Source organism: Achromobacter sp. (genome assembly GCF_049647645.1).
GTDB lineage: Bacteria > Pseudomonadota > Gammaproteobacteria > Burkholderiales > Burkholderiaceae_B > Achromobacter.
On the sequence record NZ_JBARYB010000092.1, the window covers coordinates 1 to 25,639 of the forward strand.

At 63.9% G+C, this 25,639-nt stretch carries 40 protein-coding genes and 1 pseudogene; 13 read left to right on the forward strand and 28 right to left on the reverse strand.

Going from position 1 to position 25,639, the window contains the following annotated elements; all coding sequences use genetic code 11:
* From WBB14_RS10930 to WBB14_RS11020, 19 genes and pseudogenes are all read right to left on the reverse strand, one after another.
* Positions 1 to 438: pseudogene (locus tag WBB14_RS10930) on the reverse strand (phage tail tape measure protein); the annotation flags it as partial.
* A gap of 142 nt (positions 439 to 580) precedes the next feature.
* On the reverse strand, positions 581 to 1,066 hold the full coding sequence (locus tag WBB14_RS10935) for a phage tail assembly chaperone (protein WP_424239839.1): 486 nt from the start codon (positions 1,064 to 1,066) through the stop codon (positions 581 to 583).
* Complete coding sequence (locus WBB14_RS10940; RefSeq protein ID WP_175207223.1) at positions 1,066 to 1,494, reverse strand: phage structural protein; 429 nt, start codon at positions 1,492 to 1,494, stop codon at positions 1,066 to 1,068. The genes WBB14_RS10935 and WBB14_RS10940 overlap by 1 nt, the downstream gene beginning before the upstream one ends.
* 10 nt (positions 1,495 to 1,504) lie before the next feature.
* On the reverse strand, positions 1,505 to 2,863 hold the full coding sequence (locus WBB14_RS10945; RefSeq protein ID WP_424239840.1) for a hypothetical protein: 1,359 nt from the start codon (positions 2,861 to 2,863) through the stop codon (positions 1,505 to 1,507).
* A gap of 64 nt (positions 2,864 to 2,927) precedes the next feature.
* Complete coding sequence (locus WBB14_RS10950) at positions 2,928 to 3,437, reverse strand: Rha family transcriptional regulator (protein ID WP_424239841.1); 510 nt, start codon at positions 3,435 to 3,437, stop codon at positions 2,928 to 2,930.
* 138 nt (positions 3,438 to 3,575) lie between these two features.
* Entirely contained in the window at positions 3,576 to 4,100 is a 525-nt protein-coding gene (locus WBB14_RS10955; RefSeq protein WP_424239842.1) for a phage neck terminator protein, read from the reverse strand.
* A gap of 158 nt (positions 4,101 to 4,258) precedes the next feature.
* On the reverse strand, positions 4,259 to 4,627 hold the full coding sequence (locus tag WBB14_RS10960; RefSeq protein ID WP_424239843.1) for a hypothetical protein: 369 nt from the start codon (positions 4,625 to 4,627) through the stop codon (positions 4,259 to 4,261).
* A gap of 3 nt (positions 4,628 to 4,630) precedes the next feature.
* A complete protein-coding gene (locus WBB14_RS10965) occupies positions 4,631 to 5,083 on the reverse strand; it encodes a hypothetical protein (RefSeq protein ID WP_424239844.1) in 453 nt (150 codons plus the stop codon).
* Complete coding sequence (locus WBB14_RS10970; protein WP_424239845.1) at positions 5,073 to 5,447, reverse strand: DUF4054 domain-containing protein; 375 nt, start codon at positions 5,445 to 5,447, stop codon at positions 5,073 to 5,075. The genes WBB14_RS10965 and WBB14_RS10970 overlap by 11 nt, the downstream gene beginning before the upstream one ends.
* A 2-nt stretch (positions 5,448 to 5,449) precedes the next feature.
* The gene (locus tag WBB14_RS10975) at positions 5,450 to 5,812 is read right to left on the reverse strand and encodes a hypothetical protein (protein ID WP_424239846.1); all 363 of its coding nucleotides are present in this window, start codon (positions 5,810 to 5,812) and stop codon (positions 5,450 to 5,452) included.
* A complete protein-coding gene (locus WBB14_RS10980; protein WP_424239847.1) occupies positions 5,812 to 6,771 on the reverse strand; it encodes a DUF2184 domain-containing protein in 960 nt (319 codons plus the stop codon). Before WBB14_RS10980 ends, WBB14_RS10975 begins: the two co-directional genes overlap by 1 nt.
* Before the next feature lie 59 nt (positions 6,772 to 6,830).
* Positions 6,831 to 7,286 (reverse strand): structural cement protein Gp24, encoded by a 456-nt coding sequence (locus WBB14_RS10985; RefSeq protein ID WP_424239848.1) that lies wholly within the window; start codon positions 7,284 to 7,286, stop codon positions 6,831 to 6,833.
* Positions 7,286 to 8,368, reverse strand: a complete 1,083-nt coding sequence (locus WBB14_RS10990) for a DUF2213 domain-containing protein (RefSeq protein ID WP_424239849.1) — start codon at positions 8,366 to 8,368, stop codon at positions 7,286 to 7,288. Before WBB14_RS10990 ends, WBB14_RS10985 begins: the two co-directional genes overlap by 1 nt.
* A 10-nt stretch (positions 8,369 to 8,378) precedes the next feature.
* Entirely contained in the window at positions 8,379 to 9,218 is an 840-nt protein-coding gene (locus tag WBB14_RS10995) for a phage minor head protein (protein ID WP_424239850.1), read from the reverse strand.
* A complete protein-coding gene (locus WBB14_RS11000) occupies positions 9,160 to 10,443 on the reverse strand; it encodes a DUF1073 domain-containing protein (RefSeq protein ID WP_424239851.1) in 1,284 nt (427 codons plus the stop codon). The genes WBB14_RS10995 and WBB14_RS11000 overlap by 59 nt, the downstream gene beginning before the upstream one ends.
* On the reverse strand, positions 10,440 to 12,023 hold the full coding sequence (gene terL / locus WBB14_RS11005) for a phage terminase large subunit (RefSeq protein ID WP_424239852.1): 1,584 nt from the start codon (positions 12,021 to 12,023) through the stop codon (positions 10,440 to 10,442). Before terL ends, WBB14_RS11000 begins: the two co-directional genes overlap by 4 nt.
* A complete protein-coding gene (locus tag WBB14_RS11010; protein WP_424239853.1) occupies positions 11,974 to 12,447 on the reverse strand; it encodes a DUF2280 domain-containing protein in 474 nt (157 codons plus the stop codon). Before WBB14_RS11010 ends, terL begins: the two co-directional genes overlap by 50 nt.
* A gap of 32 nt (positions 12,448 to 12,479) precedes the next feature.
* Entirely contained in the window at positions 12,480 to 13,352 is an 873-nt protein-coding gene (locus WBB14_RS11015) for a hypothetical protein (RefSeq protein ID WP_424239854.1), read from the reverse strand.
* Between the two features lie 54 nt (positions 13,353 to 13,406).
* Positions 13,407 to 14,015 carry a putative metallopeptidase gene (locus WBB14_RS11020; RefSeq protein WP_424239917.1) on the reverse strand — a complete coding sequence of 203 codons (609 nt, stop codon included), beginning with the start codon at positions 14,013 to 14,015 and terminating at the stop codon, positions 13,407 to 13,409.
* A gap of 118 nt (positions 14,016 to 14,133) precedes the next feature.
* Here WBB14_RS11020 and WBB14_RS11025 point away from each other — a divergent pair, with 118 nt between their 5' ends.
* Both WBB14_RS11025 and WBB14_RS11030 read left to right on the forward strand, forming a co-directional pair.
* Entirely contained in the window at positions 14,134 to 15,612 is a 1,479-nt protein-coding gene (locus tag WBB14_RS11025; RefSeq protein ID WP_424239855.1) for a KAP family P-loop NTPase fold protein, read from the forward strand.
* 82 nt (positions 15,613 to 15,694) lie between these two features.
* On the forward strand, positions 15,695 to 15,943 hold the full coding sequence (locus WBB14_RS11030) for a hypothetical protein (RefSeq protein ID WP_424239856.1): 249 nt from the start codon (positions 15,695 to 15,697) through the stop codon (positions 15,941 to 15,943).
* 32 nt (positions 15,944 to 15,975) lie between these two features.
* Here the strand turns inward: WBB14_RS11030 and WBB14_RS11035 are convergent, their stop codons facing one another.
* Genes WBB14_RS11035 through WBB14_RS11055 form a run of 5 tightly spaced genes read right to left on the reverse strand, consistent with a single transcriptional unit; the run spans position 15,976 to position 19,084 of the window.
* Positions 15,976 to 16,605: a hypothetical protein gene (locus tag WBB14_RS11035; protein WP_424239857.1), complete on the reverse strand. Its 630-nt coding sequence runs from the start codon at positions 16,603 to 16,605 to the stop codon at positions 15,976 to 15,978.
* Positions 16,595 to 17,092: a RusA family crossover junction endodeoxyribonuclease gene (locus tag WBB14_RS11040; RefSeq protein WP_424239858.1), complete on the reverse strand. Its 498-nt coding sequence runs from the start codon at positions 17,090 to 17,092 to the stop codon at positions 16,595 to 16,597. Before WBB14_RS11040 ends, WBB14_RS11035 begins: the two co-directional genes overlap by 11 nt.
* Positions 17,089 to 17,316, reverse strand: coding sequence for a hypothetical protein (locus WBB14_RS11045; RefSeq protein ID WP_424239859.1), 228 nt, complete (start codon positions 17,314 to 17,316; stop codon positions 17,089 to 17,091). The genes WBB14_RS11040 and WBB14_RS11045 overlap by 4 nt, the downstream gene beginning before the upstream one ends.
* Entirely contained in the window at positions 17,313 to 18,479 is a 1,167-nt protein-coding gene (locus WBB14_RS11050) for a DUF1376 domain-containing protein (protein WP_424239860.1), read from the reverse strand. The genes WBB14_RS11045 and WBB14_RS11050 overlap by 4 nt, the downstream gene beginning before the upstream one ends.
* Complete coding sequence (locus WBB14_RS11055; protein WP_424239861.1) at positions 18,476 to 19,084, reverse strand: hypothetical protein; 609 nt, start codon at positions 19,082 to 19,084, stop codon at positions 18,476 to 18,478. The genes WBB14_RS11050 and WBB14_RS11055 overlap by 4 nt, the downstream gene beginning before the upstream one ends.
* 50 nt (positions 19,085 to 19,134) lie before the next feature.
* Between WBB14_RS11055 and WBB14_RS11060 the strand changes: the two genes are divergently transcribed.
* Entirely contained in the window at positions 19,135 to 19,836 is a 702-nt protein-coding gene (locus tag WBB14_RS11060) for a hypothetical protein (protein WP_424239862.1), read from the forward strand.
* Between the two features lie 61 nt (positions 19,837 to 19,897).
* Here the strand turns inward: WBB14_RS11060 and WBB14_RS11065 are convergent, their stop codons facing one another.
* The 3 genes from WBB14_RS11065 to WBB14_RS11075 all read right to left on the reverse strand — a co-directional run bounded on the left by WBB14_RS11065 (position 19,898) and on the right by WBB14_RS11075 (position 21,397).
* Positions 19,898 to 20,182, reverse strand: a complete 285-nt coding sequence (locus WBB14_RS11065) for a hypothetical protein (RefSeq protein WP_424239863.1) — start codon at positions 20,180 to 20,182, stop codon at positions 19,898 to 19,900.
* Positions 20,157 to 20,684: an HNH endonuclease signature motif containing protein gene (locus WBB14_RS11070; RefSeq protein WP_424239864.1), complete on the reverse strand. Its 528-nt coding sequence runs from the start codon at positions 20,682 to 20,684 to the stop codon at positions 20,157 to 20,159. Before WBB14_RS11070 ends, WBB14_RS11065 begins: the two co-directional genes overlap by 26 nt.
* 113 nt (positions 20,685 to 20,797) lie before the next feature.
* Complete coding sequence (locus WBB14_RS11075) at positions 20,798 to 21,397, reverse strand: hypothetical protein (RefSeq protein ID WP_424239865.1); 600 nt, start codon at positions 21,395 to 21,397, stop codon at positions 20,798 to 20,800.
* Positions 21,398 to 21,495: 98 nt separating this feature from the next.
* On the opposite strand from WBB14_RS11075, the gene WBB14_RS11080 reads away from it, so the two are divergent.
* Positions 21,496 to 21,651, forward strand: coding sequence for a hypothetical protein (locus WBB14_RS11080; RefSeq protein WP_424239866.1), 156 nt, complete (start codon positions 21,496 to 21,498; stop codon positions 21,649 to 21,651).
* A 52-nt stretch (positions 21,652 to 21,703) separates the two neighbouring features.
* Here the strand turns inward: WBB14_RS11080 and WBB14_RS11085 are convergent, their stop codons facing one another.
* Complete coding sequence (locus WBB14_RS11085) at positions 21,704 to 21,988, reverse strand: helix-turn-helix domain-containing protein (RefSeq protein ID WP_424239867.1); 285 nt, start codon at positions 21,986 to 21,988, stop codon at positions 21,704 to 21,706.
* Between the two features lie 102 nt (positions 21,989 to 22,090).
* Between WBB14_RS11085 and WBB14_RS11090 the strand changes: the two genes are divergently transcribed.
* The 9 genes from WBB14_RS11090 (at position 22,091) to WBB14_RS11130 (ending at position 25,628) form a co-directional block, all read left to right on the forward strand.
* Positions 22,091 to 22,744, forward strand: a complete 654-nt coding sequence (locus WBB14_RS11090; protein ID WP_424239868.1) for a helix-turn-helix domain-containing protein — start codon at positions 22,091 to 22,093, stop codon at positions 22,742 to 22,744.
* Positions 22,745 to 22,774: 30 nt separating this feature from the next.
* Positions 22,775 to 23,161 (forward strand): hypothetical protein, encoded by a 387-nt coding sequence (locus tag WBB14_RS11095; RefSeq protein WP_424239869.1) that lies wholly within the window; start codon positions 22,775 to 22,777, stop codon positions 23,159 to 23,161.
* Between the two features lie 140 nt (positions 23,162 to 23,301).
* Positions 23,302 to 23,682 carry a hypothetical protein gene (locus tag WBB14_RS11100; RefSeq protein WP_424239870.1) on the forward strand — a complete coding sequence of 127 codons (381 nt, stop codon included), beginning with the start codon at positions 23,302 to 23,304 and terminating at the stop codon, positions 23,680 to 23,682.
* Between the two features lie 100 nt (positions 23,683 to 23,782).
* Positions 23,783 to 24,283, forward strand: coding sequence for a zinc-finger-containing protein (locus WBB14_RS11105; protein ID WP_424239871.1), 501 nt, complete (start codon positions 23,783 to 23,785; stop codon positions 24,281 to 24,283).
* The gene (locus tag WBB14_RS11110) at positions 24,280 to 24,489 is read left to right on the forward strand and encodes a hypothetical protein (protein ID WP_424239872.1); all 210 of its coding nucleotides are present in this window, start codon (positions 24,280 to 24,282) and stop codon (positions 24,487 to 24,489) included. Before WBB14_RS11105 ends, WBB14_RS11110 begins: the two co-directional genes overlap by 4 nt.
* Complete coding sequence (locus WBB14_RS11115) at positions 24,486 to 24,842, forward strand: hypothetical protein (RefSeq protein ID WP_424239873.1); 357 nt, start codon at positions 24,486 to 24,488, stop codon at positions 24,840 to 24,842. The genes WBB14_RS11110 and WBB14_RS11115 overlap by 4 nt, the downstream gene beginning before the upstream one ends.
* Positions 24,839 to 25,123 (forward strand): hypothetical protein, encoded by a 285-nt coding sequence (locus WBB14_RS11120; protein ID WP_424239874.1) that lies wholly within the window; start codon positions 24,839 to 24,841, stop codon positions 25,121 to 25,123. Before WBB14_RS11115 ends, WBB14_RS11120 begins: the two co-directional genes overlap by 4 nt.
* Positions 25,120 to 25,419, forward strand: coding sequence for a hypothetical protein (locus WBB14_RS11125; protein ID WP_424239875.1), 300 nt, complete (start codon positions 25,120 to 25,122; stop codon positions 25,417 to 25,419). The genes WBB14_RS11120 and WBB14_RS11125 overlap by 4 nt, the downstream gene beginning before the upstream one ends.
* Positions 25,416 to 25,628: a hypothetical protein gene (locus tag WBB14_RS11130; RefSeq protein ID WP_424239876.1), complete on the forward strand. Its 213-nt coding sequence runs from the start codon at positions 25,416 to 25,418 to the stop codon at positions 25,626 to 25,628. The genes WBB14_RS11125 and WBB14_RS11130 overlap by 4 nt, the downstream gene beginning before the upstream one ends.
* Positions 25,629 to 25,639: the final 11 nt, after the last annotated feature.

The following is a 25,639-nucleotide window of genomic DNA, read 5'->3' on the forward strand; positions in this document are numbered from 1 at the left end:
CGCCAGGCCAACCCGCGCGCGCGCCATGAGCGTGCCGTATGCGGCTTGAACTTGGCCGATCCTCGCGCGACTTTCCGCGACGTCGACCGGGAAAGCCGCGGGCCGGCCGAGGCCTGTCATCTGGGCACGCGGGGTAGCGCGCGGCGCCATCAGTGGAGTCGCAGAAGCCACGGCTGCCGGCGCCGGCATGGGCGACGGCGCCGCCACAACAGGCGCGACGACCGGCGCCATCGGCGCCCTGGGGTTTGCCCCCCGGTTGCCCCACACCCCGGGCTGGAACACCGAGCCTGTCAGCGCTTGGCGCATCGTCTGGACGGTCTTGGCGCTGGCCTTTTGCAGGGAGTCCTGCGCCGCCCGGTAGGTTTCCTGGTATTTCTTCAGGCCGGATTCATCCACCTGATACCGCAGGAGGGTGACAAGCTCACGGATTACGCTCATTGTGTCTTCCTACTTGCGTGCGCCCGCGCGGCGTCTTGGGCGTCCATCAGCGCGTTCAGTTTCATGAGGTCGAGCAGATCGACCTCACCGCGGCGCACTGCGTCCAGGCTGACGTGGCCCGCCAGCACCGGCCGCCAGATGATCAGCTCTTGCTCGAAGGCGGGGTCAAACTGGCCGACAGATTCCCCAGCTTCTCGCGGACCTGACCAAAGCGGCCGGCCCATTGCACGAAAGGGCCGGCAAAGTTGTGCCGGAGGATGTGGAACAGCAGTTCGAGGATCTGGGAGAAGTCCTCGAAGGCCAGGCCGCGATGGGCCGGAGTGAGTTTCTGCGGATCTCGACCGGGCAGCTCGAAGCTCACCAGCTCGGGATCGATCAGTTCGTCGCACCACTTCTTAAGGGCGACACCACCCAACCGCGCCGAAAGGTCTTGCAGCGCCAGGCGCATCGCCTGTTCGTCGCGCTCCTGCCCAGCGCCGTCCTGGCTGAAGACCGCCGTCAGTAAGGAGCCCGCCGCAGGCAGCACTTCCTTCTGCAGGTCGCCCAGCAGCTCCAGCTGACGGAAGGCGTCGAATTTCGAGATGTGGAAGGTCGTGGTGCCAATCACCACCGGAATATTGCGGCTCATCAGCTGTTGCCTCCGATGAAGTTGATGGACGGGCCGGTCTCGATAACCCACTCCCGATTGCCCGACTTGGCGGCATAGCCGGCGTCCGGCATCTTGACGATCCAGGCGGAATCAGCCGCGTGCAGCGACTTCCCGCGCAGATCGGTGACCGCCACCGGCAGGGCACCCTGGCCATCCGAAGCTTTGTCGGCCTGGTGCATCGCCGTCAGCAGCGCATTGCTGGTGCTGGTCTGCATCAGAGTCACGGTGATTCGCAGGCGCGAATCACGCGACATGGAGCGCGCGACCTCGCCATCGGCGCCGGAAACGGAAGTGATGCCCTCGCCGATCTCGGCGACCGTCACGAAGGTGTCTTCGGCCAGGCCGCTGAGAGCGACAGCGCCCATCACGATCTTGACCTGGCCAGGTGCGTAAGTTTTTGCGGACATGGTCGCCCCGTTAGATTTGTTGATAGGTCAGGTTGCCCTTGATCTCGGCAACGTGGATGGCGCCGGCCAAGCGCGCGCTGAATTTCAGGTCACGCAGAATGCGGTTGGCCTTGTCGTTGGCGGGTACATCCATCGACCGCGGCGCGGTGATGACGAACCCCGGGATGCGGTTGCCGGCGCCGTCGATTTCATCTGGAGCGATCAGGCCGCGCGCCTGGCCAAGCAGCAGCGCCTGGCGCAGACCGTTGACGATGATCTGGATGCCGTCGTCCGTAAAAGGCACTTTGCCATTGGCGTTGATCAGCTGCGTGGCAACGTTGATCTTCACCTGCTCGGCCAACCAGTCACGGCCGCGGATCACGTCGATCCACTCGCCCGCGGCCACCTTGCCGTTCTGCGTGATGGCGAAATTGCGCATCTGCTCGAACGTGTTGGCGTTCTTGGCGTGCGCCGCCAGCGCCTGCCCCTCGCCCAGGTTGTCATAGGTGATCCCCGCCAGACGGGTATTCGCCCAGGTTTCCCCGCCGGGATAGTAGGTGAAGCGGTTCGCCATCACGGCCGACTCCAGCGCTTCGCTGGCCGCCATGCCATGGAACCAGACATGCGTGCGGAAATATTGCTTCTGCTGGCACTTGGAGGCCAGGTCCGTGTCGATCGCCGCGTCGAGGATGCCGGCCTGCGCGCTGGAAACGCCGAACAGGCAGCCGTTGGATTCCACCCATTCTGCCGCGTCCAGAACATCCGCCTCCAGGCGGCTGGCCAGCGCGACGCCGTACCAGTCCGCATTCTCTCGGCGGCAGGCGCTGAGGGCCGCCGTGGGCGTCTCGGTGCTGGTGGGAATCGCCTGGGCCAGATTACCCTTGACGGTGACCGCCACCGCGGTTTCCGCGTCGTTCGCCGTGATGGAGATCTCGGCGCCCACGGCCGTGGCCTCGACGGGCGCGCTCGCCGCCGTGATTGCGGCCACCAGGCCGGCGGCGATGGTCGCCGGCGTGCTGTCGGCCAGGCCCGCGAAACTCGCCTGAGCGGTTTGCACGGCACCGCCCGCGGCGCGCCATTTCATCGTGATCAGGTAGGACGACACGCTGGCACGCGTTACCGTCACCCGCGACGTTTCTACGTGCCGGCGCCCCACGAAAACGCGCTGTACGGTCGGGATCTGCTTGAAGGCGTCCCGGACCGCTATGTAGAGCGGGTCGGCCTGGCTGATTCCCAGGTCCAGCAGCTCGGACGCTTCGGTCACTACCAGGATCCGGCCGACGTCCAAGGCATGGGCGCCCAAGACGAGCACGTCGGAGAAATTCTGCTCCTTGATGGCGGTCGTGTTCAGAGAGATCGCCACGTTGACGATGCGGTCAATATTCGCCATATACGGCTCCAAAAAAAATGCCGCATAGCGGCCGCGGGAAACGAAAACCCGGCTCGAGGCCGGGTCAATGAAGTTGAAGCGAGGGTTGCAGTTCGCTCTCAAGGAGCTCACGCCGCCGGCGGAACTCGGGAATGGCGCGCTTGCGCTCCAACATCAGGCGCGCCCCAAATGAGGCCCGGACCTGGGTCGAAACTTCTTCGGCGACCAGCGCCTGCAATTGCTGGTACAGATTTTGTGAGCGCAGATTTAGGGCGCCTCGCATGCGGTAGAACTCCCGGATCAAACGCACCTTGAACGCCACGACCTCATCGCTGTTTCGCATCATCGAGATCAGCAGCGCGGCCTGTTGTTCGTTTAGCATCGCGTGTTCGGCGCGGGATCCCCCGCCCTGGGGTCGCCGCACCACGCGCATTTCAAATGCCAGTGGCCCAAATTGCCGCAGAATGACCGCATGCTGCCTGATCAGTTGGATCACGCTCTTGTGCTTGGCTTTCATGCCTCGAGCGATCACAAGGCTCGATGCCAGAGGCTCTCCACTCACAACAGAAACGAGCGGTTCAAGAAGGTGGTGCATGTTCACTCCCTGCTATGCCCTGAAGAGAGGATGGCCACAGCGGCGCCCCAGGGAAGGCGTTTTCGGTTGCGCTGCCTAGCTGTGGCCAGAAAAAAGGCCGCCTGCTGGCGGCCGGATGGCGATTGCGCAACGCGGCCGCTACGGCGCGGCCGCAACTGTCGCGGTAAAGGGGGTTTCTATGGCAGGCGTCAGCCCGCCGGTAGTGGTCGCAGTCCCGGCCACAGTTTCAATGAATCCGACCTGTTCGGAGTGGACCAGCACGTAGCGGATGCCCACTTCCAGCAAGCCGCGCCGCTCGAAACGCACGGCATCCCGCATGACTGGAATGTTCTGCAGACGCCCAATCTCGAAGAGCGCCAGGCCCAGGGCCTCGGCGCGCTCCCCATACAGCGGGTGCCGCAACTTCAGCGCCAGCTCGTCCAGCGCGTCGTAGGCAGCGGGACCGAAGCCCTGTAGTTCGACGGTCGCGTCGTCGTGCTGCCGCACCGCCTGCGCGCCATCGTCACCGACCTCGCCAACCTCAGCACCGCTGACCTTCGCCCAGTGCACGGCCATGGCGATATAGGCGGTAGCCGGCCGTTTTCCGTTTTCGTTGGCGAAAATCACCGGCGTGGCGCCTGCGGCGGCCTCGATCAGCTCGAAAATGCGGTCTTCAGGTGCCATGGTGATCCCTGCCTTCGTTGCGCATCGATGGGGCTATCGGCCCAGCGCCGACTCGATGCTGCCCTACCCGGTGGCCTGGAATGCCCAGCCGGGCCTGGGGAGTCCTCCCGGACGTTTTGCCCCGTCCGGTCTCGGTCCAGACTGCCGAGGTCCTTGGGCTACTGCAACTCGTCGGCGGCCAGCAAGACCGCCAAGTATCGGAAATGGGGGATCACCCCCGATTGCCAGGGCGACACGGCCACCAACTGGTATTCCCCAGCGAGCGGCCCGACACCCCAGACCAGGCAATCGCCATTTGTCCAGTCCTGCCCGGCGACGACCAGGTCGGCGCTGGTGTAGATGCGCACCGCCGCGCGGACGCGGCGCCCTTCTGGGTGCACCTGCAGCTGATCGTAGTCGCCAGCCTTGGCAGGCTGCACAGACGCCAGAATCGGCTTGTCCGGCCCTGAAGCGCCATCTACCCAATGGCCCCGCTCATGGCGGCCGGGGAGCCGCGTACGGACCACATGCGGTCGTCGAAAGCTCATAGGTCACACCTTCTCGTAGCGAATCGCGCCCACCATCAAGCCATGATCGATGAGAGGCACATCGCTCCCTTTATTCTTGACCGTGGCGGGCGCGTTCGGCTCGGCCCATTTCTTGGATTGCTGCACGTGCGCCTGCTGGTGCTTCTCCGCGAAGGTTCCCAGCTCGTCCAGCGCGGCGTCGACGCCGAGGCGCCCTTCCTGGACAGCGCCCGCCATACGGTCCATGGCCTGGCCCAGCACCTCGCCGTTCTTCTCGGCGAAATCCCGCATGAACGGCCTGGCCGGGACGTGTTCGGTGCCCAGCTCATTGAAGATTGCGATGTCCAGCAGGTCCGCGCCTGATTTTGGATCCTTGCCGGCCCCAGCCTGGATCCCGAACTTCACGCCACGCCCGTCGATTGCCTTGGCCAGGCGGACGTGCTCGCCCAGGCCCTTGTCGATCGATTTAACAGACACGGGGTGTACTCCTGACGGTGGCGGCGCCCACGCGACACACCCGCGCCAGGCGCTCGTACCGGGCATGAAAGCCCGCCGGATCGGCCGCGCCTTCCACCTTGCCGTAGGTGCGCTGCAGGTCGCCTTCCTTCTCGCTCACAACGCCGGGCCGGGCCAGGACGCCATCGGCCTCTGCCGACCGTTGCTGCTTGATGCCGTAGAGCAGCCAGGCCGCATACCAAAGCTGGGCTTCGTCCTGCTTCCTTGGAGGAAGGCAAGCTGGCCGGTAGTCGGCGGCCATGGCCAGCGCCCGCTCTTTGTCCGGAGTCGGCATGGAGGCCACCGCCGGCGCCAGGAAGTCCAGATCGTCGATAGTGGCCGCCATGATTACTGCTCCGTGGTGCTGGCGCCGCTCTGCTCTGCGAGGCTGGCCTTCAGGGCTTCGTACAGCCCTTGCAGCTCTGCCTTGTTCGCCGCGGCGTCATACTGCGCGCCCTGCTCATCCAGCCAAGCCTTCAGCTCCTTGACCGTGGAAGGCTCCTTGACATCGCCCGAACTGTCGCCGGCGCCGCCGCGCTTCTTCGAGGCCTCGGACTCGGCCGGAGCGTCCGTTTCGGCCAGGAGGCCGCGGTCGATCAGGTCCTTCACACCGCGAGCCTCGGGATCCACCGCTGCCGCCTTCGTCGGCGCGATCACGGTGTGGCCGCCAATGTTGATGACGGCCTTGGTGGTGTTGATGAAATAGCGCATCAGATTTCCCCCTTCGCCAGGGACAGCGGGTAGTAAACGACCACCCCGCCGGCACGCGCCAGGCAGGGAACCACCAGCTCGAGGCCGCGTGCTTGCGCGGCCAGCTGGTTGAACGGCATGGGCAGTTCCATGGCAAGGTTTTCCTCGCTGTACTCGTAGGCAAGGATCAGATCTTTGCCGCCGGCGCCGGCGCCCTTGAATTCGGCTGCGCCCATGATCTGCAGTCCGGGATGCTTATCCTGGAAGAACTGGCCCACCGTCTTGCCGTTGGCGTCGGGAACCCGGCGCGAGAAGATCTTGCTGCGCTGCTCGGTCGGCATGACGATGCGGGTCGGCGTATGCACGTTCTTGGACTGATTGACCACCGCGTCGTAGATCATGTCCAGGTCGGCCAGGATCTGATCGGCCGTCGTGGTCGGATTCAGCCAGTCGCCGTGCAGGCCCACCACCAGCGGAACGTTGGGGTGGTTCACCAGGCCGTACAGGCCGAATTTCGTGTCGCCGATCAGCGCCATCTGGTTCAGCTTGATCTCGACGGCCTTGCGCGCCGCCATCGACTTGCGCGTGGGCAGGTCGGTACGGTTGGCCGCCGCCGCGCGCAGCTCCATCACGCTGTAGCCGTAGGAGTCGCCGATGTTCTTGATCTGCGCGACCTTTTCCTCGCCCTTGACATCGGCGCGCGGAAGATCGTCGGCATAGTTCGCCACGATCTTCGCCATGCCGACCTCGTCGTACATGGAGTACGTGAAGGTCTCGGCCCATTCCGGCACCTCGGTGGAGATCGGCACCAGCTGCAGGCCGATCATGGGCTGCAGCTTCTTGTCATAGGTGCGCGTCTTGACGTAGTCCAGCTGGCGGGCCGTGTAGAGGCCTTCGTCCTCGCGCATGCCGGCCAGCGCCACGACGATCTTTTTCACGGCCGGCAGGTCGGCCTCGTCGTAATGCTCGTGTTTGTCCATGGTTTTCCCAATGAAAAAGGCCCCTTTCGGGGCCTTGGGTTGATCAGTTTCGCGGGGGTTTAGGGGGCTGCCGGGGCTTGCGCGAACGGCGCGTGCAGTTCGATCAGAGCGATCTTGCCGCCGGCCACATCGACCACGCCGGAGCGGAACACGGCATTCGGCACCGCCGTCGCGCCGGCATCGGATACCGTGCCGTCAGCCGCGCACTTCACGGAGCCGTCCTTGGTGACGGCACCGCCGGTGGTGACCTTCGCCCAGCCACGGCGCACGCGCAGCACGCTGACGGCATCGAATTCGCGATAGCCGCCGTCCCGGGGAATGGTGTGGGTATGCAGCGCCAGGCCGCGAATGCGCGAACCAGGGCCCGCGACGATGCGCTCGCCAGTGGTGTCGCCCACGATCACGCCCGGGGGGATGTTGCCGGCGGCGGCGCAGGTCTCGACGTCGTCGTAGCCCAGATCCGCCTTCATGCCGGCGTAGGCAACGTCCATGCGGTCGTCATAAACGGGGGGCATTATTCGCCTCCTTTCTTCAGGTTCGAGAGATAGGACTCGCGGGCCGAACGCGCCGATACGGGCGGCTCGGCGCCGTCGGCGCGTTGCTGGCCAGCGGGCGCCGGCTTCTGGCCGACGATCTGCCGGCGCTGATCGGCGACGGCGTCCGCTCGGGTCTTGGCTTCGCCGACAGCCAGGTCAAACGCCGCTTCCACGTAGCCGTCGGACTTGCCCGCCATATCGAAGGAATCGCCGCGGATGGCCTTGATGACCCCCTCGCGCAGCGCGCGGTCGGCGGTGTCGGCCTTGAATTCCACCTTGTGCTGGGTGGCGGTGGCTTCCAGCTTCACGCGCGCCAAGGCGGCGCCCTGAGCATCCTCGCGCGCCTTGGCAATACCCGCCTCAGCCGCATCGGCGCGCGCCTTTTCGCTGTCCGCCCGCGCCGCTTCGGTATCCACCTTGGCAGTGGCGGCCTTCAACTCGGTGCGCAGGCGGTTCAATTCCTGCTCGACTTCCGGCGCGGCGTCATACGACAGGCCGGAATCGAGGCGGATCTTGACCATGGTCATGTCATTTTCCTCTTCGGTTTTCGTTACGGCGTCTGCCGCGTCAAGGTTGAGCCGCGCGTTGCCGGCGCGACCACGTTTCACCACCGCCAGGTGGTTGTATCGGATGTTTCGCTGAACGGCGTCGTAGCGCTCGCCCTCGGGTGAGACGCCCGGCGTTTCGTCCAGCTCGAGCTCGTAGCCCAGCGACAATTCCTTGTTGCCGGCGTCGACGGGTCCGGTGTCGAAGATGTGAATGTCTCCGACCATGTCCTGGCCATCCTGCCGCCCAGCGGACAGCGCGGTACCGACCATGTGTTGGCGCACGTTCTTGGCCGTGACTTTTCCGGGATGGCCGTCCGTAATCGGCTTGCCCCGCAGGCTGTTCATGGAATCGGCGTTGAATACTTCTTCCGGGGGCCGGTACTCGCGCCGGACCTTCCCCGCACCGTCCCGGTACTCGAAAACGCCCGTGCGGGTCAGCACCGGCGTGTCGACGAGGTAGCCCTCGTCCGTCCGGGTCGCCTTCAACGGCGCCCGGTCATATCGCATAACCATGGTTCTATCCTCAGTGGACTATCAGAGCGTCCAGGTCATCGAGCGCCGGCAGGACAGCCTCGGCCCAGCACCGGCAACGGATCGGCTTACCGGGGTGACCGTCGGCCGGTGGGCTATCCCATTCGAACTCCTGCCCCTCGCGCGCGACATGTTCGTCGCGCTCGCGCTCATCCATCACGCCGCGCCATCTGTACTTCTTGACGCCGATGTTGGTCTGCCGGTACTCGCTCAGGTCGCCGTTCAGCTTGCCGATCTGGTCGCGGGCGATCAACTCGGCGCGTTTGCGCGGCAGGTCGTAGGTTTCCCGGATCTGCGTCGTCATGTCGCGCAGGGACACGCCCCGGCGCACCGCCGCCACCACGCGCCCATGGAGCGTGTCCAGGTACTGCTCCGGGATCGACTTGATGAGTCCGACGTTTTCGGCTTCCCAGGGGCGTAGCATCCTGGCCAGGCCGGGCTCGGCCTTGAACACGTCGACGCCGTAGGCCCGGCGCAGCATGCGGTGATACTGCTCCCGGTTGTACCTCTCCACCCGCTGGGCCACCATCGCGGCCAGCCCCTGGGCCTTGCCGTCTTCCACCGCGGCGGCACCTAAGGCTTCCATGAACGCCCGGCGCAGCGATTCGAACCAGCCGTCATCACCCTCCGGGATGTTCCGCAGGTCGTCCTGGCGCAGCACCACCGGCAGCACCGGCAGAACGTAGCGCTCGACCGCCAGGACGGCGGCTTCGGCCTGGGTACGCAGCGCGCGCAGGTAGTCGCGCTCGTCGCCCAGCGGATAGCGCCATTGCTTAGGTGGCCGCGGCGTACGACTTCGCCGACTGGCCGCCGGCGTCGGGGGTGAGGCCATAGAGCCCTTCCTGTTTCATGTACTCGAATGCCTGGTCCTGGCTGAGCCCGTTGTCCACCGCCGCGCTCAACGCGTCCATTTCGCGCGCCTGGGCTTCAGCGTTTGCCTTCCGGACCTCGGCGGATTCCTTCGCCGTGGCCGGCTTGAGAGCTGGCCAGGTGATGGACCAAGCCTCCCCCTGCCTCTCGGCGCCAGCGGCCAAAGTGCGCTGCGCCCGGATCAGTGACACCAGGCGCTCCAGGGCGGGATTGACCTTCACCTCTCGGCCCATGGCCACCGTGTTGTAGAGAGCCTCCAGGTCGCCGTCGCCCGTGGCGTTCAGCCCGGCGGCCGACCGACCGAAAATCTGGGTAACGGGGATCCCAGTTTCCGCGGCAACAGCAATCTGGAACTCTGCAAGGGCGTCCTTGACGCCCCCCATGTCCGAACTGAGGATCTGATAATCGTCCTCGGAGTCCACAGCCACCCCGTTGAGCGCGTTCCGGACCGAGTCGACCATCTCCACCCGCTTTCGAACCACGTCCTCCAACTGGTGTTCGATTGCCTCGACCAGGCCCTTCATCTTGTGGACGGCCTGCTGTTTCTTTTCCAGCAAGCGGAGCGCCCAATGCAGGCCCTCCCCATAGCGGCGGATGGCACGGAAAGCCCTGGTCACCGCCGGCCGACCCGCCCAAGGAATGCCCTTGCGGTTGAGCTTCGCAGGGAGCGGGTCGCCCGGAATCTCGATCAACCGGCTTTCGTGCACGAAGAATTCGGCCGCGACGGCGCCAGGCGTCTGCGTCCGCACACGGTACACCTCGGGCATGCCGAAGTTGGCCTCGTTCGGATCCGAATACCGCCTGTCCGTGGCTGACACGTCGTCGAGCGTGAACACCTTCAGCTCTTCCAGCCGCTCAAGGCCTTCGAGGTTCAGCGGTTCACGCAGCGCGCGCCCGTCCTTTGCGATAACGACAATCGCTCCACCGCCCATCAGGCGCGCCCAGCGCCAAGCATCGGCAAGCGCCGGAAGGGCCTTCAGGCGGTCCAGTTCCCCCCGCACTCGGTCATCGCCAGTGATATCCACGCCGCGCGACACCGCGATGTCCGGGATCATGTCCACCACGCGCGCCGGCAGGCCGCCCTCGGCATACATAGCCAGGTCGTCCATGGCGCCGAAGCCGGCCGCGTCCACGTCGAGCATGGCCGGGCCCAGCACCGCACTCAGGTAGCCGTCTTGGTTCATCATGTGCTTGCCAGCGCCTGGAAGCGCCCTAGGTTGCTGCCCGCCGTGGCGAGCATGTCGTTGATGGCATCGACCATCGGGTCGACCTGGTCGTCGTGGGCGTGCGTGTCATCCGCCGTGAAGGCCTCGCACTCGGCCACGAAGTCGGCCACCCAAGGCGCCTCATCCGGAATGCAGACCAGGCCCGCCTCGATGTAGCTCTGCACGTCCATGAGCCTCGTTAGCTTGTCCCGGTCGCGCTGCACGCCCTTGACGGGGATCTTGCCGTCCGCGCCTATGTCCTGAATCAGGCCGGTCCCGCTGGACTTGTCCTCGATGAGAAGCTGGCGCAAAGGCGCCGACAGTTTCGGGTTGAACGGCTTGTTCTTGACCCAGAAGTCCACGGCGCGCCGCTTGAGTTCCGGCGCCTGCCATTTCCCGCGCAGCAGGTCCAGCAGGTAGATCTTGCCGTCGTCGCCCAGACCCCAGCATTCGAAAACGCTGTAGTCGTTCCGTTCGGCCGTTTTCTGGGCTGTGTCGGCGAATACCTTGCGGGCCGTGAGCCGCGGCGCCACGGTGTAGCGCCCGAACCAGGCGCCTTGGATCAGATCGCCGCCCAACGGCGCCGGACGTTGCTGGTACTGCGCTGAGAAGACGTAGCGGCTGATGCGCCCGCCTTCCTTGTCTGCGCCAGCGCCCGCCTCCATGGCGAGCAGCTCCGCCAGCGGCTCCTTGTACGGCCAGTAGCTGAACCGCCCCTTGTCGTCCCGGACGCTACTGTCTACCTTCGCCTGCAGGTCGGCCGGCAAGCCGGCGACATACGCGTCGTCGATGAGCGCCGGGATGACGACCTGTTCCCAGTCTGGCCCGAGGTTCCCAGCCTCAATGAAGCCGGTCACATCCTCCTGCGCCAGGCGCTGCATGATCACGATGATCGGCGTGTCGGGGTTCGCCCGACGGCTTTTCACCGTTGCGATCAGATCGCGGTTTGCCTTGGCCCGGCGCGGCTTGCTGTAGGCATCGCCGACCTTGAGCGGATCGTCGATGACGATGGCGCCCTGCCAGCCTTCCGCCATGTGACCGGCGCGAAAGCCCGTGATCTGGCCGCCGAGGGACACCGCGTAGACACCGCCGGCCTTCCGGCCGTTGACCTCGATGTTCCAGCGCTTCTTGCTCTTTGCGTCCGCGGCCACCTTCAGCGGCCACAGTTCCTGGAACTCCTCCGACTGGACAAGCTCCTTCGCCGTCTGCGAGTTCAGCAGCGCCAGATCGTCGGAGTAGCTGATGTGCAGGAACCGGGCGCGCGGATTCAGCGCCAGGCCGCGGGCCATCAGGTTGATGGCGACCAGCTCGGTCTTCGACGAGCCCGGGGGCACGTTGATGACCAGGTTCTTGATGCGGCCGTCGATGACGGCCTGCACCTTCTCGGCGATCAGTTCATGGTGCCAGTTGACCCGGAACTTGATGGCCTGGCGGTGCTTGAAAAAATACCGGCTGAAGAACAGGTGATCCTGCTCGCACATGGCCTTCGCCGTGGCGCGCAGGACAGCGGGGTCAATAGTCGCGGTTGAGCTCGGCGACGGCGGCGGCGACTTCCTTTCCATCGACCACCACCGTTTTCTGTTCTATCGGGCCGCCGCCGGCGCCCGTGTGCTCCCGCCTGTTCGTGAATGCGCCGCCCACCTCCTTGGCGGCCTGCTCCAGCACGCCGGCCGCGGCGACGACATTGCCCCGGCTGATATGCCGTTCGTAGATTTTGCCCAGCGCACGCAGCCGGAAGGCCTGGTCCGCGATGGGGATCTCGGCCACCTCCTCCCGGAAGCGCTTGCGCGTGGCTTCGAACAGGTCCGACCACTTCCTGGCTAGCTTCTGGCCTGCCACCTTGGTCGGGTCGTACTGCGCGACCTGCATGCGCGGTACGTCCAGGCCGAATTCCTCCTTCAGAGCGTCCGCGACCTGACTGGGGGTGTCCCAGCAGGCCAGGGCCTGAACGATATAGCGTTTGTGGGCTTCAGATAGTTTCGCCATCGTCCAATTTCCATCCTGCCGCTCGGTAGTTTCTAAGAGGCTGGGGCACCGTCACTGAGCTCGGCTTCAACCCTAGCTCTCAGCGCTTCCATAGCTGACTTCGATTCCAGAATCATCGCTCGCTGCGCTGTGGCCAATGCGGCCACATCGGTTGGCAACCCAAGTTCAGTCCTCATGGCTGCGATGCAGGATAGGCTCGATTCGGCGATGCCGGGGAGCCTGTCACAAAACAATGAAAATGTGCCGAGCATCGCCGCATTCAGCTCTTTTTCAAGATTCGCCCCTCGGGCTTGCATGTTGTCGAACAGAAGTTGCGCTGAACGAAAAGCCCGTTCCACCCGCGCTCTTTCTGCCGGCTCAGTTCCATTTTTTCCGTCTGATCGACGAAGCTCCGCATTCAACTCTTCTTGTTCACGCAATGCAATACTCGCCTGTTGGCGGACATATTGAAGATTGAGATGTGCCACACTCATCGGGTAACGAGAAGCAGCAAGTTCCAGTTGAAGCGAACCAAGTGCCTGTTGGTATTTTGCCACTGACGTCCAAGCCTCAACAGAAGCCACGCTAGCCGCTGCAGCTAACTTTGCGTAGACCGCCTGTAGCTCGGAGTTAAGCGTTCGAACATCAACATCCGGCTCGCAAAACCTGCCCAAAATGACCGTTGACTGCGAGCCAGCCTCAAGGGCCGGCAAGAAGACATCGCGTTTGAGCGCGTGTTCGCGCTCGCGCTGTCGTTCACTGGAGTCGTGTTCCAACTGCGCCGTAAGTAACTTCTGTGCATGGGCGTTGCTCATGCGATTTGTCAGAGTTGTCAGCCACCAAACTGCGAGTGCTCCCAAGGCAGTCCAGACCTCCCCTGGCAACGCGGCGATCAGATTCTTTAAGAATTGGCCCAGTGCAACCATTCGATCCTCCCAAGGTGCGAGGATCATAGAACGAGATCCCGAAAGGGAGTAGATCTAAGCTGCGCGGAGGCAGCACCCGCACGCCCGCGCAATGTCGAGCCGCGGTACGGCCGGCGCGGCGCTAGTCGCCGCAACCAGACGCCGCACATCCGCCGACTGCCCGTACCGCGCCACCACGCCGACGAACTCTTCCACGTCGTGCCCGACGATGCGCAGCTTCGGCCTGCCCTCCTTGTCGAAGGCCGGCGCGCCGAACGGGTCCCGCGCTTGGCCGACGTGGTACAGCTCATGCTCGACCAGCGCGCAGAATTCCGCGTCGCCACAGGTGACGCAGTAGTCCGCCGCCAGGGTGATCAGGAAGGCGGGCACGCCGCCGAACCACTCGATCATCTGCTGCTCCTGGCGGGCCTTCTGCCAGCCGCCGGCGCGGAACATGACCTGTTCCGCCTGGCCCAGCACAGTGCGGCCGGCCTTTTCGAAGGCTTCCGGCGCCCACAGAAACGCCAGATCGGCGTCGACCAGGTGGGCGTGGTCCGGGTTGTGAAGAGGGCCGCCCGAAGCAAGGATGGTCTGCTCAACCCAGGCCAGCAGCTCGGGCGCTGGCAGGAAGCGATCCAACTGCTCGGGCGGCACTGGCCGCATGAGCGTCGGTGGCTTCGGCATAAGGAGCTCCTCGAACACTCCCGCAGCGATCCGCATACGTGAGAACATGTTACCGTTTCCCCACCCAAAAGCTGGGACAAGCGTCGCAATACATTCACCGCGCCCTATGTAGCTCGCCATGACCAACGAACAATTTTTTGAACCCAGTCAGCTGCGTTTCCGCCCCAATGAAATCGAAATAGCTGACGACGCACCGTTTAAAAACGACAAACTTGACCGCGAGCCCTTTGTGCTGGCCGTCACCGATCTTCTGAAGGCAATTCGCGAGCCATTCGTTGTCGCGCTCAACGCGCCATGGGGAAGCGGCAAGAGCACCACGCTGAATCTCCTTAGACCTGAGCTGATCCGGGCAAACATCACCACGGTGAAGTTCAACGCGTGGGAGGTGGACGATGCAACCGATCCTCTCGTGCCACTTGTGGCTGCGCTCCACACTCATTTGCTTGAGCTAAAGGGCTACTCCCCAGAATTTGATCGTTCAAAAATCGATCGCTTCAAGACGCTGGGCAACTCCATACTCAAACATGGAGCGATTGCCGCGGTGAAGGTCGCAACTGCGGGAATCTTGGACATCGGAGCCACAGCGGAAGGTATCGCCAAGGCAGCCGGCGAAGCCACGCTAAAAGCCGGTGAGGGTGTCACGGTCGACCTCATCGACAATTTCAAAAAGGAAAGACAGGCCGCCGAAAAATTTAGAAATTTGCTTGAAGAATTGATCAACCATGTGCGGGTCGCGACGCCAGACGGACAAGAATTTCCACCGCTGGTTCTGATAATTGATGAGCTCGATCGGTGCCGGCCAACGTTCGCGATCGCGATGCTCGAAAGAATCAAGCATTTTTTTAGCGTGCCTGGATTGGTGTTCGTCCTAGCCTTGGACCTTGAGCAGCTCAAAGCGAGTACCCGAAAGGTGTACGGCGCTGATCTGGACGCTATCGAGTACTTGCGACGCTTCGTTGACTTAGAACTGAGGCTGCCCCGTGCCGAAGCAGGGGCAATGATCGACGCGATGCTAACGAGCTGCGGTGCGGACGCTTTTTTTCAAGCAAGATCGAAGTACAACGTATTGAAAGACGATCGCGCCTGGATAATTCAGATCATGAAGGCGCTGGCATTGCACTTTAACCTGACTCCTCGTGTGGTTCAGCGCGTCATCACGAGGCTAATGCTTGTTATTCGCCAGACGCCGGAAAATGGCTACCTCGATCCGGTAGTCGTTGTGTTTCTAATCTTCCTGCGAAGTGTTGATCAGGGGCTGACCCATGCGCTTGTCGGTGGGCAAGTTCACGCCGACGAGGCGATGGAGAAACTGCGAGAGCTAACCCCTGGCGGCGACGCGTTTTACTACTCCTATGCAGGTAGGCTCATCGAGGCGCACCTGCTATATGCCCACAGCATCCACGGTACGTACGTAGGCCCGCTCATTGAAAGGATTAGAGCCCTTCCAATTGAGGACAAAGCTGAGAACGAAAGATTGCGAGAGGTTGGTAGACTCTATGACCACCTGCACCATGCCTACTTCAGTCGCTCCTGGATAGACCTCAGCGATATTGACAGACGTATAAACCTAGTCACAACAGATATTCTCGAAAAATGACGGCCTTGGGCTGTCGATCACACGGAGGCAGCCCCTGCAGCAGTCCCAGCCATTGTCCAAGCCCGGATCTTCAGGAAATTGCGTGAAGAGAATCAATGCATCGAAACGAACCGACATTCAGATCCACGCCGATCACGCTCATGAGGGCCCGTTGTCCAGCATCGCGTACGTGACCTACGGTCAAACCGCGATACGCGGGGCCAATCTCTCGGCCAAGACCCTCCAGAGAATCCAGCCTTGGCTGGATCAAAATGCCGTTCCTCACAAGTTGTCGACCGACGGCGGCCAAACCTGGGTGGAGAAGTTCGCCCCCGATTGGCACGTGCAATGAAAAACGCCCCGGTTTTCGGCCGGGGCGTTTAATCAGGTCGTACTTGCTACGAGTCTGGGCGAATTCTGCTCATCTTGATTCACATTGTCAAGCGCGGTGGGCTTCACGTCCCCCTCCAGGTCCACCACGATATCCGCGTCACGCATCCGAATGTCCAGGCGGTGCAGGGCCGCGCGGCGCGCGCCTTCGACCAGAACGCGGTAAGCGCTGCCCGGACGCTGCAGGGCCGAGTACGGCAGGTCAAATCGGTCGCACAGGTCGCGCAGCCGCGGCCTGCCCCGCAGGATGTTCGCGGTCAGCATGTCCGTTACCTCGCGCTCCCGGCTGTCCGCCGGCGCCTCCGGGTTCAACCATTCCGACACGCGCCGCGCGCTGGCGGCACCCTCCTCGCCCGTACCGTACTGCGCCTGCAGGATGTGGAAGCCAATGCCATCGCCCAGCGTCCGCTCCAGCACCTTGACCGTGAATACGGCCTGCGCGTGCCAGTCATGCGGCGACAGGCCCGACAAGGGCTTGCGCTCGTACTCCACGTCGAACAGATCCTGCAGGGCCTCGCAGATCAGCTGCGTCGGGTTCTTCGGCTCAATCGGATAGGCCAGCATCAGGTAGGCCACGGCGATCGCATGCTCGGGGCATGAAAAGGTTCCGGCTTCACGGCGCATGCTTCTTCACTCCTTGGGCGGGTTCCAGGTCATCCCGGAAGGTGATCGTCGCAGTGACGCCAGGCACCGGGCCGTAGACCTTCTCCTTGCTGTCCTTCACGACCTGGACGTCGTCCCGGTACACGACGCCGTTGCAGCCGTCTTTGACGGCCTTCTCGACGTTGTCGCTGTCCGGCTTCACCGTGGGCACGATCAGACCGGCCGCGGCGCGGCGCTGGCGCACGCCGGACCACGATTGGGGGATTGGCTTGACGATGTGCAAATGCATCTGTATCGCACCGGTATAGGGCGCACGGCCCTCCATGGCCCTCGCCGCAGCCAGCTTGACCAGGCTTTCATAGGCCACTGTCGCCTCTGGCGTGTAGTGGCGCGTGAAAACGCGGGCGGCTCCTGTCTTGGCGTCGCGACCTATACGCGAGCTGGATTTCGCGCGGCCTTTTCCTTGCGGCACGCCAGGCACCGTGAAAGCGATTTGTTGCGGCATCATGCTCCCTCGCTGCGCACGTCGCGCAGCCATTCGATACGCGCGGCCGTCTTGGCCGCTGGCGCTGGTTGGTGGTCCCGGCATTGACGGGAGTATTGCGGGCTGACAAAGGTGCCCGGACGGTCTTTCATGGCAGCGCAGCGGCCAAGGCCCTGATTGGCCATGCCGGCATGCTCGCGCAGGCTGAACAGCACGCAGCTCACGCACTGGACGGTGTCGGCGTTCATGCGTGCACCCCGAAATCGGCACGCAGCCGGGCCCGGTCGTCATCCGTCAGGCACGCGGCCTCCATGATTCGGGCCTTGAAATACGGTTCCAGCTCGCCCGGCTTCTGGGTAATGCCCAGCTCGGCGCCCTTGGCAACGATGCCTGGCCAGGTCGTGGCCCAGGCCAGCGGGTCGGATGACGGCGCCGCGGCCCTCTTGCCGTTGATGGCGCTGGTGGCCTGCGGCGGGTTCAGCACCTTGTCGACGAAGATGTCCAGGAATCCGGGCGTGATCGGGCCGGTATCGCCGGTGGCCTCGCGGTCCAGTACGGCAAGGTCATAGGCTTCGGCCAGCTGCAGGCCGGTGGCCTTGGCGGCGATCCATGCCGCGATGCGCGGGTCGTTGCTCTGCGTACCGCGGGGCTGTTTGCCGCGGGCTTGTTCCCTGCGGCGCAGCCAGATTGCGACCGACATGGCGAGTTCTTCCGGCGTCTTCTCGCCATCGAGCGGCGGCGGCGAAGGGCCGTCCTCAGGCGCGGTTGCGTGCACGAGAGACGCCGCCGCTGCTTCTTTTTCTTTTAAATACTGTCCCTGTCCCTCTCCCTGTCCCTTGGAGTGCGTTTCCCGAGGGACAGCGGGGGGGTGTCCCGGTGGACTGCCGCCGCTGTCCCTTGGGACATTCTTTTTTGTCCCAGGGACACCAATTGCTTGTCCTTGGGGACAACCTAGGGACAGCCACTCATCCAGATCAGGGACAGGCAAGTCTGTCTCGTGCCGTTGGTTGTGCTTCTTAATCCGGGCGCACTCGGTCTTCCAGCGCTGGACCATCTTGGCGCGCCACGCCTCGACGGCCTTCTCAGCGACGACGGGGTGATACAGGCGGCCGTCGCCGCATTTCACCCAGCCGCGCAGCGCCCCGTCACGGTGGCGCAGCCATTCCTTCGTGACGCGGCCAAAGCCGGCCAATTGCGCCAGGACATCGTCATCATCCGGCAGGCTGGCGGCCGGCACCTGGTGCCAAGCTGCGCACCACAGCAGCACGGCGCACCTGAAGGCTTCGCCATCGGCCTTGACGGCCAGGTCGCTGTCGCGCAACCGCAGGACGTCCAGCGGCATAAAGGCGAAGTCGCGGAGGTCGCAGTCCGGCGGGGTGAGAGGCGCAGGCGACTGTTGAAGGTCCGTCATGCTGCTTCCCTTTCCTCGAGCCGCGCGTACGCGTCCCACATTCGCAGGCTGGCCAGGCGGGCGATATCCACCGCTGCGGCCGGGCTGATCGGCGTGGCGTCACGATTCGCAGCCGCGCGCCGCACGCATTCCACGCGCATGGCTTCGCCGACCGGGCGCGGGTAGCCACCCCGGTCCAACAGAAGGACGCCGCTCTGGGCGCTCGGCAACGCGGCGAACAGGTCTGGGTGCCAAATCTCCTTGGGCAGCGCGTAGTAATGCTTCCAAACTTTGCGCGGCCAGTCCTTGGGCGTGCTCTTATACCGAGACTCCCGGTGCCGCCGCACCTCGGCCAGGTCGTTCGACAGCTTGCTGTGACGCAGTTCCGACACGGTAGGCCAGTAGCCGAGGTGTTCGCGGTGCCACCACTTTTCCTTCTTCGCGTCGGCTTTCAGGTCTGAACGGCTGATCTTGATTTCGACGTCGATAATGCGCAGGTTCTCCGTCACGACCAGCAGGTCGCATTCGTGGCCGGTCCAATTGCAGTTCGGCACCACCACCAGATACTTCCGGTTGAACGTCTGCCGCACCAGCGCGCGGGCGATGGAATTCTCGGACCAGATCATGCCGCCCCCTCGGCCGCGCTAATATGGCGCGGCACAACAGCGGAGATCTCATGAAAACTCAGAAGCTGGCCAAGTACTTTGTAATTGGACTTGCGCTCGCGCTTGCGGGTTTCGTTGGCGCAGTCGGGGCGTTGACGCTCATTTTTGCCCCGGCCACGGGCGCCTATGCCCCCGTGACCAGCTCCGACGCTGCGTCCTGGGTTCAGGCCGTCGGATCCATCATCGCCATCATTGCGTCTTACTGGCTTGGGGAACGACAGGCCAGCAAGGCGCGTGATCATGCCCTTGAAATCTTCCATCTCCAGAAAACCAGGTCGGAGGAAGGCAGCCAAGCAGTCGTAGTTCAGCTCCACAAAGAGATCTTCACACTCAAGCGGACGGCCGATGAGCATGAATACGTTGACTTCATCCGGATATGGAAGAAGTACCTGACACCAACCTTCACCGCGACGCTTGCCGCATTCGACAATTTGCCGCATCACGAGCTTGGTAGCTCCCGCCGGCTGATGCTGGCATTTGAAATGCGGTCGCAGGTGCAGCATGTTCTTAGGACAATTAACGAGTTGACCGGCATCCCCATGGCACCAGGTGCTAACGGGAACTCCGACGGAGCCCGGAGGCGCATCGAGCCAATCCGCTCCATCGCTGATGGAGCATTGCAACGCCAAACCGAGCTGCGCAATCAGTTCTACGAAACTTACATCACGGACGCTAGGCATGATGCTCCCCTCGATGCAAAGCAGACGCCATAACAATTGACCCCGCCCAGATACTCGACGCAGGCAGGTAGGTTCGATTCCGAAATGCCATGCCCTATCCCCCTAACCTGTGCCGCGTTACGCCGCCGCACACTTCCTTCGTGCCTGTGGCTGTCACGGTGGTTTCGGCCGGCGCCTGCCCGGCGGCCAGCAGGAACCGAGGCGACGCGGTCTGACCCGTTTGGCGCATAAAGTCCACTTCGACTTTCGCGGAATTGATGATGGTCTGAGCGACGTCAGACACCGCCTTGGCTCGGTCAATATCCATCGGCTTTTCGGGGTCGCGCAATGCGGCCAAAGTCGCAAAAAGGTGGTCACGCAGCGCGTCGATGTTGGCCATTGATCTTCCTTTTGAGAGCGCCCTGCAGCTGGATCATTTCGACCAGCTCGGGGGGCAGGTTGTGTACGGAATTGCGCAGCATCATTTCGCCTTTGGTGCGCAGCTCCAGGTTGTCTAGGGAAACGTTCGCTTTGTTGCCGTCCTTGAACGCCAGTGCATGCGTCTTGGGGATCGGACCATGGACGCGTTCCCATTCGTAGCGATGGACGTAGACCCAGGTCTTGGGCTCGGCGATCTTGCGTTTGAGGTAGCCGTCGGCGTCTGGCACTTCGGCGCCCACCGGCACGTGGTTGTGCGGCAGCATGCCCGCCTTAAAGCGAGTTTCGTGGCCACCCGTCGCGACGCCCTTCTTCCCCTTGTTCCAAGGGGCATGCCCCTTCGGAAACTGGAAAGCCGCGCCCACGCGATCGCCGCGCCGAAGCCGGCAAGCCGCTTCGCTGGCCAGGTATACGGCGGATTTGGCCAATCCGAGTTTCCGCGCCTGCCCGTAGACCTGAGTCATGGGTCGGCCCAACGCCGCGCTGATCACCGCCGTGGGCGCGTCCGGATAGAACTTGCGCAACACCGCACGTTCGATATCGCTCCACGGGCGCCTCACCTGCCCCGGCGCGCCTCTCATGACGGGTCCGCCTCTTTGGCAGGGATCTGCATGCCCGCGGCGGCCATCTGCCGCTCCACCGTGGCGCGGGCCTGGCGCAGCGCGACGATGGACTCCGACGTTTCGCGGTGGGCCTGAATCAGTTCCTCCTTGGTCGCCTGCCCGTCGAGCAGGGCCGCAAGCGCGGCGCTGGCCTCGGCTTGCTCCCGCAGGACGTTGGCCAGTTGCCCGACGCACAGCGTTTCGGTGCCTTCCGTCGCCAGCGTGCGCACAGCCAGGTTGAGCGGACGCAGTAGGTCATCCACGCAATGGCGGCGCCGGTCATGCGGCATCGCCGCCAGCACCGAAGGCAAGAAGTTAGCGGGAAGGAGGTTGCTGTCTTTGCTCTCGTCGTCCAGCCAGCGCGACACCCGGTCGGCGTTGGCCTTCATGCGGGCAAACGCATCCTGCGTAGGCGGTTCAAAGCGGATGCCGGTCACGGCCGGGCCGTTGCGGGCTTCGTGAGCCCGCACGATCGTGTCGACCATGGTTTCCCGGGACCAGTCCAGCGACTTGCGCCAGGCCGAGGTGTGATCGCGCAGGACGGCGATCAGGGTTTTGTGCGATTCATGTCGCATGCGTCAAATACTCCGGGCAGTTACATTCCCACCACAGCAGCGAATACCGGGAGGGAGAAATGGCAATTGGGGGGCAAGGAAGAGCGGCGCAGGCCACCATGGCGCTGCTGAAACTGGCGAAGGAAATCGCCGATGGCGTCGTCGGCGACGCGGACCAAGCCACCGTGCGCGCCGTGTTCGATCGGCTGTGTTTGGAAACGGATATGGGACCGGAGCCCGACGCCGATGCGCAGCCCTCGGCGTCCCTGCACTGACGGCATGAGAGCGCGGCACGGCCCCGGGCCAACCCGCAGAGCGGCCCGCCGCCTAAGCATGGCCGGCCGTGCCTGGGTCAAGGCGCGGCGCGCTGACGCCTGTTGCGCTTTCGGCTTCGCCGGGCACGACGCATGCGAAGCGCTCGGGATAGATGATCTGGGTCTCGGTGACCTCGCCGCCGTACACCCGGGACAGCTTTTCGGCGAGATCCTTAGAGGGCACCTGCTTACCTCGCTCGATGCGGCTCAGGTTGCCCGGGTCAATGTCCACCGAAGTGGCGACTTGTTGAATGGTCAGGCCGCGCTTCTCGCGCGCCATGCGCAAAGGAGTGGTCATCTGTTCGGTCCATAAATTATGCGTGTGACGCATATTAGTTCCAATGCGAGATATGCGCAATGCGCTTTGCGCCACACGCAGTCGCAACGGGACAATTCCGCTATGAACCTCGGGGATAACATTCGCCAGCGACGCAAAGCGTTGGGCTGGACAATCTTGGATCTTGCGAACCGAATCGGGAGCGACGTCGGGAACGTGTCGCGCCTCGAGCGGGGGAAGCAAGGCTATAGCGACGAGATCCTTGGCAAAATCGCAGCGGCGCTGGGCTGCGCCGTGGGCGATCTTTTCCAAGGCGTATCAGCCGAGTCCAATGTAGAAGTGACGGCGCTCGGCAGCCGTCGCATCCCCGTGCTGAGCTATGTTCAAGCGGGGGCCTTAACTGAATCGGTCGTCCCCTACACGAACCCCGACGATTGGCTGCTGACCGATTTGGACCTTTCCCGATCGGCCTTCGCCCTGCGGATCAAAGGGCTGTCGATGTACAGCCCGATGAGCGAAGAATCCTTCAATGAGGGCGACCTGGTCGTCATCGATCCTTCCGTGGAGCCGCTACCCGGGGATTTCGTGGTCGCCAAGAACGGCGAGCATGAGGCAACATTCAAAAAGTACCGGCCCCGCGGTGTCAACGAAAACGGCGTTGTGGTTTTCGAGCTGGTCCCGCTCAACCCGGACTACCCTTCAATTCGGTCCGATTACACTCACGTGAACATCATCGGCACCATGGTGGAGCACCGCCGCTATCGGAAGCGTCGTTGAATTGACGACCGAACCCGCACCCGAGAAGAAATGAAGAACACGACCAGTTTGGCGGACCGCCGCAAGCAGGCGCAGCGAAAGGCCATGGGGTTGCTGGGCATCGTGGTGATCGCCGCGGCGATCGCAGCCATGACCGGCAACAACAAGTCCAGCGAAGTGCCGGCCGGGCCACAATCCGCGCTTTCGAAAAACGACGCCATGGCGGACTGCCAGGCGAGCACCAGGCAAAGCGCCAAGTTCCCGTCCTCCGTCAGCTTCAGCACGTTCGGCGGCGCGGCGCAGACCAAGAATGACGGGACCATAGAGGTTCGGCTGGACTTCGAGGCTAAGAATGGATTCGGGAATCTGCTACCCCAAAGGGCGATCTGTATCTATCCGCCCAACGGCCCGCGGACAGTGTCCATCGAAGACCGGTAACTACTCGCAAGATCACCCCTTCTGACAAGGCCGCCAAACTGGGCGGCCTTTTCTTTGCCTTAAAAATGCGCTTGACGCATTTCTGAATTTGCGTATCATGCACTTCTATGTATGCGTATCACGCAAATATGGAGGCAAATATGCACGCCCACCTCACCCGCCCTGACGCGGCGCTTCGAGACGACCCCAGCCGCACCGCGGACCACGGCCGTTTCCCGCGCGAGGGTAGCGTGCGGGTACCCCGGATCTCCGACGAACAGATCCTCACCGCCCTATTCGAGCTCTTCGCCGGCCGAGCCTTCCGTGTTCTCGGCCAGCCCCTGGATTGGTGGATTGAAACGCTGCAGTGCGACCTAGCACCCAAGGCTGCCGCCGGCGTCGCGCTTTCCGCGCTGAGCCAGTGGCCTTTTGACCAGCGCGCGGGCGCCGATGGAGTCGCCGAGCTCCGCGCCCAGCTGCTGCAACGCGCACGCCTCCTGATTGATCGTTCCGCCCGAGACACCGGAGAGGTAGCCCTGTGATCGCCGCCCTCTTCCTCTTCCCCCTCGCCTACGCGATCGCACGCGGCATCGACATCTACGCCGCGTATCGCCGCCGCACCGACCCGTGGAGTGCAAAAGCATGACGATCACCGTCCTGGGTGTGGACCCGCGCAGCAAGAGCAAGGCCAAGCTGCAGGCGCCCGCTCCTCTCCCCTATGTCTCCCGCCGCGCTCTGGCGCGCGTTCGCGATCGCATTGAGCCACCCAAGGCCTGCCATTGCTGCAACGGGCCGGTCAAGCTGACCAACAACCGCGAGATCTACAACGGCCACTCCTTCGGAGATTGGCCCTATGTCTACCGCTGCACGCAATGCCAGGCCTACGTCGGGCTGCACCCCGACACAGACCTGCCGCTGGGGCTCATGGCAGGCAGGGCCACCGTCAGCGCTCGAAAAGAAGCGAAAGGCGTCTTCCAACGCCTGACGCGCGAACGCTTCGGCAACGACCGCAACGCCGCCTACGCCTGGCTGGCGAAGACCCTGGGAATCGCGCCGTCCATCTGCCATTTCGGCATGTTCGGCCAGGAGCAGGCCGAGCGCGCCGGCCAGGTTTGCCGGATGGCCCTCGGGAGCCGCGCATGACCGCCGCCACCTTGTGGGTGCTACTGGCCTTTCTGCCCGCCGGCCACGACCGCCCGCCCGTCATGGTGATCGAGCGCTTCGCCACCCAAGCCGAATGCCTCGACTCCCTCGCCGTATTCCCGCCCACCACCCGCGTCACTTTCGACTGCATGCCCAGCCGGCAGATCCGCGCCGGCGTGCCACCCATGGAGAACCGCCAGCTATGAACGCTCCCCAACAACTTCCGCGGACGAGCGATGTCCTGCAGGACGCGCTCGACCACATCATGCGCACGGCGCGCGCCAGCTCGTCGCAGACGCGGCGCCTGCGCTGGATCGCCAGCCGCGCCGAAGCCGCGCTCGCGGGCCGCCCCTACGTCGCCGCCGAACACGACCAGCCCAAGATGCACGGCACGCTCGCTCTGGAAGGCAAGAACCTGCGGTTGCGCCTAGCCAACGCCCGCCTGCGCTCGGCTCTGGCGCAGATTGCTGGCGGCTCCACTGGCTATCTGGACCGTGACTACGAGCTGGCGCAGATGGCCCAGGCCGCGCTCGACGCCGAGCAAGGGAGCCGGGCATGAAGGCCATCCGCAAGCTGATTCGCGCCGATGGCGCCGAAACCGAACTGCACGGGCCGCACGCTATCCAGGACGTCTGCCTGATGATCGGCGCCGACGCGCTGGACATCGTTCGCCTCGCCGACCGTGCGCACGTCATGCTGGTCGATGACGACGGCATCAGCAAGGGCCTGCCCGTCAATCCCGCCGCGACGCGCCTGTACCAGGAAGCCTGCGGCGTGCCCCTCCAGATCCGCGGCGACGTGGTGATCGTGCCGGACGTCGACTACGCGAGGCATGCATGAGCGCCCAGCACACACCCGGGCCGTGGGAAATCGACGGCGAGTACGTGCAGCAAGTCGGCCAGACAGTCGTTGCCGTATGCGACGTCTTGAACATGGACAAAGCCGGCGACAAAGGCTGGTATTCCGGACCGGTTACCCAGGCCAACAAGCGTCTGATCGCAGCCTCGCCGGAACTGCTGGAGGCGTTGGAAGCGCTGCTGGGTATGGACGTGGCCTATCAGCGCGGTCCCCGCGTGGAAGCTGCTGTAGCTGCCGGGCGCGCCGCCATCGCCAAGGCCAAGGGGGAGCAGCCATGACTCGTCGTCTCCTCGCCATCTGGCGCCGCGCGCGCCGCGCCGGCCGCGACCTGGACCTGGCCGCCTATGGCGCCGGCGTCGTCGGCGGAACGGTGTTCCTCGCGTTCATCACCGGCGGGCTGGGACCGTCCCTCGACGCCGCACCCCAGGCGGTCGCTGCCGCCCCCTATTCCGCGAACGCCGCCTCCGCGGCGCACGCCCCCAACTGAACCGGAGTCCC